Source organism: Cobetia sp. L2A1, from assembly GCF_009796845.1.
Lineage (GTDB): Bacteria > Pseudomonadota > Gammaproteobacteria > Pseudomonadales > Halomonadaceae > Cobetia.
On the sequence record NZ_CP047025.1, the window covers coordinates 2,191,181 to 2,206,781 of the forward strand.

11 protein-coding genes are annotated in these 15,601 nt (G+C 60.0%); 8 read left to right on the forward strand and 3 right to left on the reverse strand.

The features are described from left to right. Nucleotides 1-85 precede the first annotated feature (85 nt). From GQR90_RS09480 to GQR90_RS09490, 3 genes are all read left to right on the forward strand, one after another. Nucleotides 86-1,549 (forward strand): YjiH family protein, encoded by a 1,464-nt coding sequence (locus GQR90_RS09480; RefSeq protein ID WP_158773895.1) that lies wholly within the window; start codon nucleotides 86-88, stop codon nucleotides 1,547-1,549. A gap of 75 nt (nucleotides 1,550-1,624) precedes the next feature. After that, nucleotides 1,625-3,301 (forward strand): 5-guanidino-2-oxopentanoate decarboxylase, encoded by a 1,677-nt coding sequence (locus GQR90_RS09485; RefSeq protein ID WP_158773896.1) that lies wholly within the window; start codon nucleotides 1,625-1,627, stop codon nucleotides 3,299-3,301. 67 nt (nucleotides 3,302-3,368) lie between these two features. Then, nucleotides 3,369-4,847, forward strand: a complete 1,479-nt coding sequence (locus GQR90_RS09490; RefSeq protein ID WP_158773897.1) for an aldehyde dehydrogenase family protein — start codon at nucleotides 3,369-3,371, stop codon at nucleotides 4,845-4,847. A 238-nt stretch (nucleotides 4,848-5,085) separates the two neighbouring features. Here the strand turns inward: GQR90_RS09490 and GQR90_RS09495 are convergent, their stop codons facing one another. The 3 genes from GQR90_RS09495 to GQR90_RS09505 all read right to left on the reverse strand — a co-directional run bounded on the left by GQR90_RS09495 (nucleotide 5,086) and on the right by GQR90_RS09505 (nucleotide 9,217). Then, a complete protein-coding gene (locus GQR90_RS09495; protein ID WP_158773898.1) occupies nucleotides 5,086-6,912 on the reverse strand; it encodes a SulP family inorganic anion transporter in 1,827 nt (608 codons plus the stop codon). Further along, nucleotides 6,905-8,212: an NAD(P)/FAD-dependent oxidoreductase gene (locus GQR90_RS09500; RefSeq protein WP_158773899.1), complete on the reverse strand. Its 1,308-nt coding sequence runs from the start codon at nucleotides 8,210-8,212 to the stop codon at nucleotides 6,905-6,907. Before GQR90_RS09500 ends, GQR90_RS09495 begins: the two co-directional genes overlap by 8 nt. Nucleotides 8,213-8,350: 138 nt before the next feature. Beyond that, nucleotides 8,351-9,217, reverse strand: a complete 867-nt coding sequence (locus GQR90_RS09505; protein WP_158775427.1) for an MBL fold metallo-hydrolase — start codon at nucleotides 9,215-9,217, stop codon at nucleotides 8,351-8,353. Between the two features lie 318 nt (nucleotides 9,218-9,535). Between GQR90_RS09505 and GQR90_RS09510 the strand changes: the two genes are divergently transcribed. From GQR90_RS09510 to GQR90_RS09530, 5 genes are all read left to right on the forward strand, one after another. Next, nucleotides 9,536-10,927, forward strand: coding sequence for a sugar porter family MFS transporter (locus GQR90_RS09510; protein ID WP_158773900.1), 1,392 nt, complete (start codon nucleotides 9,536-9,538; stop codon nucleotides 10,925-10,927). Nucleotides 10,928-11,255: 328 nt separating this feature from the next. Beyond that, a complete protein-coding gene (locus tag GQR90_RS09515) occupies nucleotides 11,256-12,257 on the forward strand; it encodes a substrate-binding domain-containing protein (protein WP_158773901.1) in 1,002 nt (333 codons plus the stop codon). A gap of 72 nt (nucleotides 12,258-12,329) precedes the next feature. Next, nucleotides 12,330-13,598, forward strand: a complete 1,269-nt coding sequence (locus tag GQR90_RS09520; RefSeq protein WP_158773902.1) for an ABC transporter substrate-binding protein — start codon at nucleotides 12,330-12,332, stop codon at nucleotides 13,596-13,598. Between the two features lie 178 nt (nucleotides 13,599-13,776). Further along, the gene (locus tag GQR90_RS09525; RefSeq protein WP_158773903.1) at nucleotides 13,777-14,625 is read left to right on the forward strand and encodes a carbohydrate ABC transporter permease; all 849 of its coding nucleotides are present in this window, start codon (nucleotides 13,777-13,779) and stop codon (nucleotides 14,623-14,625) included. After that, the gene (locus tag GQR90_RS09530) at nucleotides 14,625-15,524 is read left to right on the forward strand and encodes a carbohydrate ABC transporter permease (protein WP_199269396.1); all 900 of its coding nucleotides are present in this window, start codon (nucleotides 14,625-14,627) and stop codon (nucleotides 15,522-15,524) included. The genes GQR90_RS09525 and GQR90_RS09530 overlap by 1 nt, the downstream gene beginning before the upstream one ends. Nucleotides 15,525-15,601: the final 77 nt, after the last annotated feature.

The following is a 15,601-nucleotide window of genomic DNA, read 5'->3' on the forward strand; positions in this document are numbered from 1 at the left end:
TCCTGCCACAGCCTCATGAAATAGATCAGTAAAAACAAAGTCTTAACGAAGCCTGACTATTACAAAAATACCAAGGTGACCTATCATGTCCTCAAGCATAGATCCGACGGCGGCTATCACACCATCCTCCGCTGATCAGCCTCAGCACTCTGATCAGCAGAACAAGCCGCAGAAAGCGACACAGAAAACAATAATTGCCACGACACCCGCCCCGCTGTGCACGCGCGGGCTGGTCAAGTTCCTGGTGCCTTCGCTGCTCGGCGTGTCCTTCTTCCTGGTGCCGTTCAGTGTCGGCGACACCATCAACATCGGCATGGGCCTGATGGCCGATTGGCTCAAGGCGACACTCGGCGGTTCTCTGCCCGCCATCGCCGTAGCCGTGCTGTGTCTCTCCGTGCTGTTGACAGCCTTCGTCAAGGTTGCCAAGCCGAGTTGGGCCAGACAGGGCGCTGCCCACGAACTATTTGATGTGTCTGCCGTCTGGTTCGGCATGCGTGCACTCGGTGCCGTCTTCGCATTGATGACCTACTTCCAGTGGGGGCCAGCGCAGGTGACGGCGGCCTTTACCGGCGGCGTGATGCTCAATGACCTCGCGCCGGTGCTGCTGACCTTCTTCTTCTTCGCAGCCATCCTGTTGCCGCTGCTGGTCGATTTCGGCTTCATGGAATTCATCGGCAGCCTGGTGCGGCGCCCATTTCGCGCCATCTTCAATCTGCCGGGCCGCAGTGCCATCGATGCCACTGCCTCATGGATGGGCTCCGGCACCGTCGGCGTGTTGATCACCACTCAGCAGTACGAGCAAGGCTTCTACAGCCAGCGCGAAGCCGCGGTGATCGCGACCAACTTCTCGGTGGTCTCGATTGCCTTCGCGTTGCTGGTCACCAGCTTCATGAACATCAATCACCTGTTCGTGCCCTTCTATCTGACCGTCGTCGTCGCGGGCTTGATTGCCGCTGTCATCGTGCCGCGCCTGCCGCCGCTATCGCGCAAGCGTGATAGCTATCACGAGCCGATCGGTTGCCAGATCAATGAAGAGAATCAGAGCGACTGTGGCGTGCTGCGTTATTCCCTCGGCATGGCTGTCGCACGCGCCGAGAATGCGCCGGGACCCCTCAAGCTGGTGAAGTCTGCCGGTATCAATGTGGCTGATATCTTCCTGGGCCTGCTGCCGGTCGTGATCGCCATCGGTACCATCGCGCTGATGCTGGCCGAGTTCACCCCCGTGTTCACCTGGCTGTCCTATCCGATGATTCCGCTGCTGGAACTGCTGCAGATTCCCCACGCAGCCGAAGCGGCACCTGCTACGCTGGTCGGCTTTGCTGACATGTTCTTGCCGGCGGTGCTGGCCAAGGACATCGACAGCGAGCTGACGCGCTTCGTGATCGCCTGCCTGTCACTGACTCAGCTGATCTACATGTCAGAGATTGGCGCCCTGCTGCTCAAGTCAAAGATTCCGCTCAAGATATGGGAGCTGGTCGCCATCTTCCTGCTGCGCACGCTGATCACCCTGCCGATCATCGCCTTCATCGCGCATGTGTTCGTGTTCTGAGTCACGCGGGCACTCGACTTGTTTCTCATCTCATACGGGAGCACCACGGTGCTCCCGTCATTGGAATAGCCTCTCATGACCTGTGCTGAACTGTTGATTCGACTACTGCGTGACACCTACGGCGTGGATACCGTGTTCGGCATTCCCGGCGTGCATACCATCGAGCTCTATCGTGGTTTGGAAGAGAAGCGTGGCCTGGCAGACGATGCCACTGACAAGACCATCCGCCACGTCACGCCGCGCCACGAACAGGGCGCTGGCTTCATGGCCGATGGTTACGCACGCGCCACCGGCAAGCCGGGCGTGTGTTTCATCATCACCGGCCCGGGCATGACCAACATCACCACCGCGATGGGCCAGGCACTGGCCGATTCCATCCCGATGCTGGTGATTTCCAGCGTCAATCGCAGCGATACGCTGGGTCGCGGTCAGGGCCGTCTGCATGAGCTACCCAGCCAGCAGCAGCTGATCGCGGGCGTTGCTCGCTTCAGCCATACCCTGCTTGATCCATCGGCGCTGCCAGAAGTGCTGGCCCGTGCCTTTGCACTGTTTGAGGGTGCACGTCCCGGCCCGGTGCACATCGAGATTCCCATCGACCTGTTTCCCGCGGAAGTCGAGCCGCCACATGGCCGCGCGTCGCATGAGTGGACTCGCCCGCGTATTGGTCGCACCGCACCCGACCCCGCGCTGATCGATGCCGCGGTCGAACTGCTCAACGGCGCCAAGTGCCCGCTGGTGCTACTCGGCGGTGGCTGTGTCGCCGCGCCCGAAGCTGCACGACAGCTGGTGGAGGCGCTCGATGCGCCCACCGTCATTACGGTAAATGCCAAGGGCTTGCTGGGCGCTGCTCATCCATTGGATCTCGGTGCCAATGCCTCACTGCCTGCCGTGCGCGAGCTGGCACGTGATGCCGATGTGGTACTGGCGATCGGTACCGAGCTGGGCGAGACCGACTATGATGTCGTCTTCGATGACGGCTTCGTGATCGGTGGCCAGCTGATCCGCATCGATATCGACCCTGAGCAACTGGGTCGCAACCAACACGCCACCTTGGCGATGGTCGCCGATGCAGGCCTGGCGCTGGAGATACTGGCCAAGCGCTGCAGTGAAGCAGGCACGCACACATTCCAGAGCTCAAGCGATGGCTCAACCAGAGGTGCGCAGACCACTGCTGCCGCACTGAAAGCGCTCGCACTGCCGACAGACCCTGCCTTCGCGCCCTATGTGCCACTGTTCGACACCTTGCAGCAATCGCTGCCGGAGGCCATCTGGGTCGGCGATTCCTGCGCGACCGTCTACGCCGCCAATCATCTGGTCAGCCAGCCCGCACCGCGGCGCTACTTCAACTCTGCGACCGGTTACGGCACTCTCGGTTACGGCCTGCCTGCCGCAATGGGCGCCACCCTCGGGCGCCCTGACCTGCCGGTGATCGCGTTGGTCGGCGATGGCGGCATCATGTTCACGCTGAGCGAGCTTGCCTGTGCGGTGGAAGAGCAGCTGCCCGTCATCATCGTGCTATGGCACAACCAGGGCTACGAAGAGATTCGCCGCTTCATGGACAACGCCGGCGTGACGCGACTCGGTGTCGATATCCAGGCACCCGACTTCCAACTGATCGCCCAGGGCTTCGGCTGTGCCGCGGTGCGTGTCGACTCGCCGGACAGCCTGAGCAGTGCACTGACCGAACGCAACGCCAAGGCACCGCTACTGGTAGAAATCGATGCGGCCGCATGGTGCCATCACGTACGCTAGCGCTACTGTCTGTCACCTCATTGGCACTTTCATCCGCTTCATGGCGTCACCGTCTCAAGGAATTCACATGCAACAGCTCGATCAGCAGACTCTCGTCAATCAGTGCCTCCATCAGTTCATCAACAACCAGTGGGTCCCTAGTCACGGCCAGCGCCGTCTGGCCGTGACCAACCCGTATGAGGAGAGCGTGATTGCCGAGGTGACGGCCGGTGATCCGCGTGATGTCGACGCTGCCGTCGAAGCCGCCGCCACGGCTTTCGAGGGCTGGCAAGCATTGAGCGGTGCAGAGCGCGCCGTGTATCTGGAGGCCTTCGCGGAGGGCCTGACGACCCGTCGTGAGGCGTTGGTCGAGCTGTCGGTGCGCAATAACGGCAAGATTCGCGCCGAGGCCGAGATCGATCTCGACGATGCCATCGGCTGCTATCGCTACTACGCCGAGCAGGCGCGTGCGCTGGATGCGCGTCAGGGCGTCGCGGTCGAGCATGATGTCGAGGGCTACGCCGGGCATTGCTACCAGGAACCCGCCGGTGTCGTCGGGCTGATCACGCCGTGGAACTTCCCGCTGGTCACCAGTGCCTGGAAGGTGGCTCCCGCGCTTGCGGCGGGCTGCACGCTGGTCATCAAGCCGTCTGAAGTGACGCCGCTGCCGGAACAGGTGCTGGCCGAGATTGCGCTGGAAGCCAAGCTGCCCGCCGGCGTGTTCAATCTGCTGCACGGTGATGGCGAAGGCATCGGTGGCCCGCTGACGCGTCATCCGCGTATCGACAAGATCTCCTTCACCGGCAGCAATGTGGTCGGCGAGAAGGTGATGCAAGCCGCTGCCTGCGGTATCCGAGGCGTGTCGCTGGAGCTGGGCGGCAAGTCGCCCATCATCGTGCTTGACGACGCCAACGTCGAAGAAGCCGCCGACTGGGTGATGGCCGGCATCTACTTCAACGCCGGACAGATCTGCTCCGCGACCTCACGCCTGCTGGTGCATGAGTCGCTGGCCGATGATCTGCACGCGGCACTTGCCGAGCGTATCGATGCGCTGGTGCTGGGTGATCCGCTCGACGCCGCGACCCAGATGGGCCCGATGACCAGCGCGCGTCAGCGTGACACCGTGCTCACCTATCTGGACGTAGCACGCGAAGAAGGCCTGACGGCGCTGCGTGATGGCGCGCACCGTACCTTGCCGACACAGGGCTACTTCGTGGCACCGACACTGTTCACCGAAGTGCCGCTGGATAGCCGTCTGTGGCGTGAAGAGATCTTCGGGCCGGTGCTGTGTTCGCATACCGTGGCTAATGAAGCCGAGGCGATCCGCCTGGCCAATGACAGTGACTATGGCCTGGTCGGTACCGTCATCAGTGGCGATGCCAAACGTGCTCGTGCCGTGTGTCGCCATCTACGCAGCGGTGTGACGTGGTACAACAGCGAGCAGATTCCGCTGGTTCAGGCCAGCTGGGGTGGCTTCAAGCGCAGCGGTATCGGCCGTGAGTTGGGGCCGTGGGGACTGGCAGGTTATCTGGAAGTGAAGCACATCATCGGCCCGGTACTCGACTGAACTGAGCGACATTGAGCTGAACTGCACTGGAGTGCCCAGTCCGCGAGCATCACCCGCTGACTGGGCGGCATGGCTGGCGCTCGCAACAGAACTCACAAGACACAACGTAGCCAACAGAACGTAGCCAACAGCACGTAGCCAACAGCACGTAAATAGAAAACGCCCCGACTCTGCCACTGGCAGGCTCGGGGCGTTTTTGGCTATCGCAGATCATTCAATCAAGTCATCTCGTCTACCATCACCTGAATGTCGCTGTCTGACTGACACCATCCAGTGCACAGGCCTGCCCGCAATGACTGCCGTGCACGCTGAGTGCCTGCCAGGCATCGAAGGTGCTGAGGTAGATCTCGCCACCGAGATTGGCGGGCAGGTCAGAGCACTTGAGGCGATCCATCACCGGTCCTTTCACTTCGCTCAGGTGCAGCTTCACGCCAGCGGCCGTCATGCGCTCGTTGATGACTTCGAGACTTTCCAGTGCCGAGGCATCAATCAGATTCACGGCCTGACACGCCAGTACCAGGTGGCGCAGTGAGGGCCGCTGCGCCGTCAACGCCAGCACGGTGTCTTCCAGATAGCGTGCATTGGCGAAGTAGAGGCTTTCATCGATACGCAGAATCGCCAGTTGCGGGTCGGTCTCTACCTCATGACGTTCGACGTTGCGAAAGTGCTCCGTGCCTGGCACACGCCCGACCAAGGCACTGTGGGGCTGACTGGTACGCTTGAGATACAGGACCAGTGAAATCACCACTCCCGCCAGGATGCCGCTCTCGACGCCATGCAGCAGTGTCACGATCAGCGTGATCGCCAGAGCTGCGCCATCCCCCCCTGAATAGCGGAAGGTACGCTTGATGGCCGCGATATCGATCAGACTGGTGGTCGCCACGATGATGATGGCCGCCAGCGTGGCGCGCGGCAGCCATGCCAACCAATCGGTGAGCAGCAAACTCGCCAGCAGGATGCCGAGCGCCGTGAAGGCACCCGCCAGCGGTGTCGCGGCACCGGCATCGAAGTTGACTACCGAACGCGACAGCCCGCCGGACACCGGCATGCCACCGCTGATACCGGCGCCCATGTTGGAAAGCCCCAGCGCGATCAACTCCTTGTCGGGGTCGATGCGCTGACGCCGCCGCGCGGCCAGTGTCTGTGCCAGCGCCAACGACTCGACAAAGCCCACCACGCTGATCAACAGTGCTGATATCAGCAGCCCGGACCAGTCATTGGTCACGAAGGATGGCAGGCTGATGACCGGCAAGCCCGCCGAGACTGCCCCGACCAAGGCCATGCCGTGCTCTGCGTTCTGATCTCCCAGGTTCAAGCCCCACGCCAGCAGGCTGGAGGCGATCACCGCGATGATCGGGGTCGTCTTGCAGCACATGCCTGCCGTTGTGTCGCTCAGCCCCAGCGCCATCACTCCATTCTTGAGATGACGGCGCGCCAGAATGAGTCCCGTCCAACATCCCAGCCCGATGGCCAGTGTCGGCCAATGCACCCCATGCCTACCTGACAATAGCGACTCGCCCATTTCCAGCAGATTGCCGCCTTTCAGACTCAGGCCGCTCAATGGCCCTAGCTGACTGGCGATGATCAGAATGCCAGACGCCGTCATGAAACCCGAGATCACCGGATGGCTGATGAAATTGACCAGCGCACCGAGACGCAACAGCCCCATCGCCACCAGCATCGCGCCCGAGACCAGCGCCAGCAACAGCGCGGCGCCCAGCATCTCGGGAGTGCTCAACGCCCCACCATCCGCCCCTGTCATACCCGCGATGGCCGAGGCGGTCATCAGCGAGATGATCGCCACCGGCCCGACCGCCAAGGTACTGCTGGTGCCAAACAACGCATACAGCACCAGCGGCAACATGCTGGCATACAGGCCCACCTGGGCAGGCAGGCCCGCCAACAGCGCATAAGCCAGAGCCTGCGGCACCAGCATGACGCTGACGATCACCGCCGCCAGCAGGTCGCGTCCGAAACTCTGGCGATCATAGTCCTGCAACCAGCCGATGAGTGGTAGCCAGCGTGACAGTGAACGTCCCTCCGCTCCGTGAGCCGGATCAGACATCACGTGACGCCGGACGCGCCAACCACTCGTGCCCCTTGAGCATCAGATTCCAATAGATGAACGGCAGTCCGCGCGCCTTGAGCTGCCAGGCCAGGCGCGTCGGGCGCGTGCCGTCATTGATCCATTTGGGAAAGGTGGGCTGAAGCTCGCCACCGTAACCAAACTCCGCCAGCACGATACGGCCATTCTCGACCGTCAACGGGCAGGAGCCATACCCGCAATAGCCAGCCGTCAGGGCGCCATTGGCCAGGGTCGCGAGCAGATTCTCGGCGACCACAGGCGCCTGCTTGCGCACGGCGGCTGCCGTCTTGGCGTTCGAAGTACCACTGATATCGCCCAGCCCGAAGATGTCGGCATGCGTCACGTGCTGCAACGTCTCGGGCTCCAGATCCAGCCAACCGCCCGCATTGCCCAGCGCCGAATCAGCGATCAGTGCCGGTGCCTTCTGGGGCGGCACCACGTGCAGCATGTCGAAGGACTGCTCGACGATCTGCGGTTCGCCTCCCTCTTCGGCTGCCGGCACCTCGAAGCGAGCCGTCTGCGTTTCACCATCCACGGAAATCAGACGCTGATTGAACTGCACCTCAATGCCATAGCCCTTCACGGCCTCTTCCAGCGCCGGCACATAGGCGGGCACACCGAACATCACGCCGCCTGCATTGTGGAAGGTGACGTTCAGCTGACCGAGCACACCCTCGCGCTGCCAATGATCGCAGGACAGATACATCGCCTTCTGCGGCGCACCGGCGCACTTGATCGGCATCGGTGGCTGGGTGAACAGTGCATTCCCTCCCTTGAGCGACTGCACCAACTGCCAGGTATAAGGCGCAAGATCGTAGCGATAGTTGGAGGTCACGCCATTCTTGCCCAAGGTGTCTTCCAGCCCTTCGATACCGGCCCAATCAAGCTCAAGGCCAATGGCTACCACCAGCCGCTCATAGCTGAGCTTGCGACCATCGCTGAGCGTGACCTCATGCGCCTCGGCATCAATCGCCGTCACCGATTCGCGGTACCAGTGAGCATCCGAGGGCATCACCGCCTGCATCGGCTTGCGGGTGAACTCCGGCGTGAAGATCCCGCCGCCGACCATCGTCCAGCCTGGCTGGTAGCTGTGCTGATCACTGGGTTCAACAATGGCGATATCCATGCCTGGCTGACGCTTGAGCAGACTGGCCGCCACGGCGATACCCCCGGCACCGCCCCCCAGAATCACTACCTTGTGAGCATTGGGCGGAATCGTGACTGACGCCGTAGCGTGTGAAGGCTGTGCGGACGCCGACTCAGTGACTGGGTTATTCATCCGTGACTCCTGAAAAAGAAAAGGGACATGTATCGGTAAGAAGTTTACGTCATTCGCTTACATCATTCGCTGAGACCCACGCTGTCGCCCTGCAGGTGCGCTGCCTGAACCACGAATGCCGACTGCCATCTGCACCACTCAAAAGCGATTGAGGGGAATCTTGAGATAGGCCTGCCCATTGGCCTCTACCGGCGGCATCTGTCCGGCCCGCATGTTGATCTGCACCGCAGGCAGCATCAGGCGCGGCATGCCCAGGCCGGCATCACGCGTGGAGCGCATCTCGACGAAAGCCTCTTCATCGATACCTACATGAACATGCAGGTTGTGCAGGCGCTGCTCGCCGACGCTGGTTTCGCAACAGAACCCTTCACGTCCGTCTGCCGAGTAGTCATGACACAGGAAAAGGCGTGTCGTATCCGGCAATGCCAATACCTTGTGAATCGAGCGATACAGCGTGCGTGCATCGCCACCGGGAAAATCACAGCGCGCGGTGCCGTAATCAGGCATGAACAAGGTGTCGCCCACGAAGACCGCATCACCCACGACATAGCTGATGCAGGCCGGTGTGTGGCCTGGTGTATGCAGCACCTGAAAGGTCAGCGCCCCGACCTGGATGCTGTCACCCTCTTCCAGCAGTCGGTCGAACTGGCGACCATCACGCGCAAAACCGGCTTCCGCGGCGAAGATATCGGCAAAGATGTCCTGCACTTCACGAATACGTGCGCCGATCGCCAGCGGACAGCCCAGCGCCGCTTTCAAATAGGCGGCCGCAGAGAGATGGTCGGCGTGTACGTGCGTCTCGAGAATCCACTCGACCTGCAGCGAGTGAGCTGCAATATGCGCCAGCAGAGCATCCGCGGAATCGGTCTTGGTCTTGCCGGCGGGATAATCGAAATCCAGCACCGGATCAATGATCGCGCAGCGGTCTGACTGCGGATCACACACTAGATGGGTAAAGGTATTGCTGTCCTTGTCAAAGAAGCTGGTGACATCAGGATATTGGATAGAGGGTGCCATAGGTGCATGCCTCGTAGGTTAGTGCGTATCGGAAAACTGACTTCAGATTACACTTCAATCGCACGAAATGCAAAATAGCGAATAACGTTATTCCTATATGGAATAAATGCATGTGTGCATCGATAACCAATTGATATTATTTACATAAGCCACTATGAACAGCGCGGTAACGACCGCAAATATCGCCGTCTTCATATAAGGTCTAGCAGATACACATGAAAAGGACATGACAAGCTAATTCACAAGGTGACTCGATTCATCTTCACTAAAAGTCACAAACAACCTCTCATCGGACGAGAAACTCTCATGTCTAGAATTCTGCAATGGTCGATAACGGTCGCACTGGCCGGCTTTCTGTTCGGCTTCGATACCGCCGTCATTTCCGGCGCGGATACCTCCTTGCAACAGCTGTGGGGGCTGAGCGACCTGTCGCATGGCCTCGTCATCATGTCGATGGCGTTATGGGGTACTGTCATCGGTGCCATCTTCGGCAACTGGCCGACGGATCGTTTCGGTCGGCGCGCGACACTTATCGGCATCGGCGTGCTCTATCTGGTCTCGGCACTGGGCTCAGCGTTGGCAACCGACCCTTACGTCTTCTCTTTCTTCCGCCTGCTGGGTGGGCTTGGTGTCGGCGCTTCTTCGGTGGCCGCCCCCATCTATATCTCCGAGATAGCACCACGTGCACGCCGCGGTGCACTGGTCGGGCTTTATCAGTTCAATATCGTGCTGGGTATCCTGATCGCCTTCGTCTCCAACTACTTCATCGGCTTCATCGAGGGTGAGAACTGGCGCTGGATGCTGGGTGTCGAGGCCATTCCGGCCGCGTTCTATCTGCTGATGATCTGCAAGGTACCGCGCAGTCCCCGCTGGCTCATCCTGCAACGCAATGATGAGGTGGCGGCCGGTGAGGTGATCAAGATGATCAACCCCGAGGCGAATATCGCAGAGGAAGTTGCCATCATTCGCGGCACCGAGTCACCCCAAACCGCCGGCAAGCACACCCGCCTGTTCGCATGGCGTTACCGTCTGCCCGTGCTGTTTGCTTTCCTGATCGCGGCCTTCAACCAGCTCTCGGGCATCAACTTCATCATCTATTACGCGCCACGCATTCTCGAGGAGGCACAGTTGGAAAGCAGCGCCGCCCTGCTCTCGACGGCTGGCATCGGCCTGATCAATCTTGTCTTCACGATGCTGGGCATGTCACTGATCGACAAGCTGGGGCGCCGTACGCTGATTCTGATCGGTTCAGCCGGCTATCTGCTCTCGCTGTGCCTGATTTCGTGGGCCTTCTATCTACAGGACTTCAGCGCCCTCGGCGGCTATGGTGTGCCGGTATTGCTGGGCGTGTTCATCGCGGCCCATGCCATGGGCCAGGGCGCGGTGATTTGGGTATTCATCTCCGAGATCTTCCCCAACAAGGTGCGCGCGATGGGCCAGTCCTTCGGCAGCTCCGTGCACTGGGTCTTCGCAGCACTGATCGCTCTGCTGATGCCGGCCATTCTCAGCCATTTCAGTGGTGGTCCGGTATTCGCCTTCTTCGCGCTGATGATGCTGCTACAGCTGATCTTCGTGCTGTTCTTCATGCCGGAAACCAAAGGCGTCTCACTGGAAGACCTTCAGGGTCGACTGGTTCGTCCTACCCGACGTGAAGCAGCCGAAGAAGCACACGCTTCCCTGTCGTTACACCGTAACTGAGCCCATCTTTTTCTGATCTTGCTCGTTCATGCCCGGCTTTTTGATGCCCGGCACCCTTCACCATCACCCCGCCCTTGAGCGGGGTGATGTGTTTCCAGCCCTCCAGACTTACTCGCCCCCTCCTGACACTTGCGTTCAATTAGCGTGTGGTCTTCTGCATGCCTCACATTCAGCCTACCCCTTGAAATGTCTGAAATATTACAGACATGTTCTTTGGTCTTGATTCACTTGCGACGAAGCCAAAAACGGTGAAATCATCTATCCGAAACGTTTCGGGAAAGGTTTCTGAACACGCTTATGAACGCGCTGTCGCTCAAGGATTCATGCCATGCCACCCAATATCACGCTCAAGTACCTTTCCAGCCAGCTTGGACTCTCGGTGACAACCATCTCGCGAGCACTGGGCGGCTTCGAGGACGTCAGCGTCGCTACCCGTGAGCGAGTCCAGGCCTTTGCCAGCGAGGTGGGCTACACGCCCAATCAAAGTGCTCGCCGGCTCAAGACCGGACGCACCTCGACCGTGGGTTACATCATGAATGCGGCCCAGGGCGATTTTCGTGATCAATTCAATACTCGGCTGTTGGTGGCTCTGGGGCAGGCATTGCACGACGCCGCACCGGAGCATGACTTGATCGTCACTACCGTGCCGGAAGACCGCAACGAGCTGGATACCTACAAGCGCTTCATCGACAGCGGCAAGGTGGATTCTTTCGTGGTGGCACGGACTCGCATCGAAGATCCACGGGTCGATTACCTACTGGAGAGCGGCGTGAGGTTCGTCACTCATGGGCGTACTGGCCGTGCGGATGAACATGACTGGGTCGATACCAATGCCGCCGACGGTTTTGCCAGAGCCACTCGCCATCTGATTGGCAGCGGCCATCAAGACATCCTGTTCCTGAACTTCTTCAGTGATCTCTATACGGCGGTAGAACGTGAGAAAGGCTATCGACACGCAATGCAGGAAGCCGAACTATCCCCCATGTCACGCCATTGCCAACATGGTTACGACAGTGCTTATCAGGTCGCCCGCGAGATGCTTTCTGCCCCCAATCCGCCCTCGGCATTCATGTGTGCCAGTGACATCTTCGCCTATGCCGTGATGGAAGCCGCTACCGTATCTGGCCGAGTCCCCGGCAAGGATCTTGCCATCATCGGTGCAGATAATCTGCCCGCCCAGATGTACAACCAGCCACGCCTCAGCACGCTGGACGTGTCTTTCGAAAGCGTCAGTCAGGCGCTGATCGAACGGGTGCTAGCGCCCGCCGGAAGAGCGCCGCGTCATCGCAGCTTCGACTATCAGTTACTGCTACGCGACACCACCGGGTGATCAATCGACCTCGCCGACATGTTTCAACAGCACGCCTGACAAGTACAACGACACCCGAGAAGGGAGAGTTCCATGCGCAAGACGCCAATTGCCCTCACATTGATGGCACTACTGGGTAGCACGGCCGCCATGGCTGATATCAATTTCTTCAGCACCCAGGCCAGACCGCTGGAGGAAGCCCAGCAGATGCGCGAGATCGCGCTGGCGCCTTATGACGAGGTGGTGAATTACATGCCCCAGGAAGCGGGTACCTTCCTGTCGCGTCTTGAAGCTGAGAAAGGCAGCGCGAGTGGTGCACTGGATGTGCTGGGCGGGCTGCATGGCGAGCTTGGCTCGCTGACGCCAGCGGTATTGGCCCCTCTCGATGGCCTGATGAGCACACTGGGCGAACAAGGCATCAGTGAGCAGTACCTGTCACTCGGCAAGCTGGGGGGCGAACAGCAGCGCTATATCCCGTGGATGCAGGCCACCTACATCATGGCGGCCAGTCGCAAGGCGCTGCCTTATCTGCCCAAAGGCGCGGACCTCAATGCGTTGAGCTACGACGAGCTACTGGCCTGGGGTCGCAATATCGAGGCTGCCACCGGACAGCCGAAGCTGGGCTTTCCCGCGGGTCGCAAGGGACTGATCCATCGCTTCCTCGAGGGCTATCTTTACCCGTCCTTCACCCACTCGGTGGTGCGTGAATTCCGCAGTGATGATGCCGTCGCGATGTGGCAAAAATTTCGTGATATCTGGGCGGTGACCAATCCGCGCTCCACTGCATATGGCTTCATGCAGGAACCGCTACTCAATGGCGAGGTATGGGTCGCCTTCGACCACACCGCGCGACTGAAAGATGCCTTCAACAAGCGCCCTGATGATTTCGTGGCCTTCCCTGCTCCCGCCGGCCCCGCTGGACGTGGCTACATGCCGGTGGTTGCCGGACTGGCGGTGCCCGCCAACGCCCCTGACGCCGAGGCATCTCACAAGCTGATTCAGTACCTGATGACGCCTGAGGCTCAGATTCGCACTCTGCGCGCCACCAACTTCTTTCCCGTGGTGGCAACCGATCTTCCCGATGACCTGCCCGCCAGCATCCGCATGTCCGGCAAGGCCGTCGCCACCCAGTCTTCAGCCGAGGATGCCGTGCTGTCACTGCTGCCCAGCGGTCTTGGCAAGCAGTCGGGGCTATTCAACAAGATCTATCGTGACGCCTTCGTTCAGATCGTGCTGCGCGATGCCGACATTCACGAGACGCTGGATATCCTCGCGCCACGCCTACAGGCCTTGATCGACAAGTCGGGCGCTGGCTGCTGGTTGCCGGATGCCCCCAGCGATGGGCCCTGTCCCGTCAAATGACTCCGCCTCTTCCACCAGAACTGCAAGACAGTCGCTGATTCGCAAGCCAGCAGAACATCGATGTTGCCGTAAGTTCACAAGCACCGTAAGCGCCTCAAGAGTCGACATGACAGTACGCCAACCCCTGCCATGTTCGCTCTCTGCCATCCACCATCACAACAATCAAAGGTGAGCACTGATGAAGCACAATCGCTGGCTACCTTATTACTTGATCGCTCCCAGCCTGCTGTTCATGGGCGCATTCTTTCTCTATCCCTTCCTGCAGATCTTTGCTGAAGCCTTCACCAATAGTGACGGCGGCGTGGGGCTGGGCAACTTCAGTCGCATCATCAGTGATTTCAATTTCTGGCCTTCGCTCACCAACACCCTACTGCTGACCGGGGTCGTCGTGCCGGTCCAGCTGGTCATGGCCATCGGTATGGCATTGATGGTGACCAAGATGAACAAGGGGCGTGACAGCATCCTCTATATCTGGACCATCCCGCTGGGCATCTCGGACTTGGCCGCAGGCATCATCTGGTTGGCGATTCTGGAGCAGTTCGGCTTTCTCAATAGCTTCATGAGCGCCGTGAACCTGATCGAGACCCCAACCTCCTGGCTCAACTATCAAAATGCCTTCGCGCTGTTTCTGGCGGTCGTCGTCGCCGAGATATGGCGGGGAACCGCCATCGTGCTGGTAATTCTGGTGTCCGGCATGGGGCTCATCCCCAAGGAATATGACGAGGCAGGCCAGGTCTTCGGCGCCAGCTACTGGCAACGCCTGTGGAAGATCACCCTGCCGATGCTGCGCCCGAGCATTCAGTCAGCACTGATACTGCGCACCCTGCTGGCGCTGGAAGTCTTCGCGGTGGTGATGATGCTCGGCGGTAGTGACATGCCGGTACTGATGAGCGAGACCTTCGACTGGCAGTTCCTTTATCAGCAGACCGGTGCCGCCGCTGCTTATGCCGTGCTGATCATGCTGATCTCGGTCGTCATCACCGGCTGCTACCTCAAGTTCCTCAATGTTCCGAAGGAGGCCCGCTGATGAAATCTTCATCTCCCGAGGCGATCATGTCCTCTCCACCGGCCGCTGATATCTCTTCGCGACCACTGGAGCAGACCGCCCACAAGCCGCGACGCAATGACATGGCCTGGAAATGGCTGTTCCGAGCAGGTGTCGCGATTCTAGTGCTGTGGGTACTGGTACCCATCGCGTTATTGATGCTCAACAGCATCAGCACACCGGAGCAGATCAGTGGCTGGCCCAAGACGCTGACACCCGCGCTGAGCTTAGAGACGCTCGACTTCTTCTGGCATTACCAGGGCGTGATCAGTGCGTTGGGCAACTCGCTACTGGCCGCTGGCTTCACCATGGTGATCGCCATCGTGCTCGGAACGCCTGCGGGATACGCCCTGGCGCGCTTCGTATTCCCCGGCATGAATGCCTATCGAATGATCATCATCATGTCGCGTGCTTTCCCGATGCCTCTGCTGGCGCTTCCGTTGGCGGTCATCTTCATTCGGGTTGGCATTGATGACTCCATCATCGGACTGGCGATGGTACATGCCACGCTCGCATTGCCCTTCGCGGTGCTGATCACCTCAAGCCTGTTCATGGGCATTCCGGTAGAGCTGGAAGAAGCGGCTTGGTTGATGGGATGCAATCGTTGGCAGGCCTTCCGCCGCGTCGTGCTGCCGCTGGCTGCACCGGGCATCACGGCCTCGGCGGTATTCGCCTTCGTCATCTCCTGGAACGAGGTGTTTGCCTCGGCAATTCTCACCGTTCAGAACCGCACCTTGACCGCCTTCCTCGTTCAGAGCCTTTCCGAGTCACCTGCCGAGATCAAGTACGCCGGTGGCCTGATTCTGGTCGTCCCTGCATTGCTGTTCCTGTTCGCGATCAGGAAGTACCTGTTCAGCATGTGGGGCATTTCCAACCGCTAGCGTACGGCCCTTCATCCGGCCAATGCATGACGACGGCTGTCACCTGTCCATCCAGCGCCGTCGCTCACGACCACAAG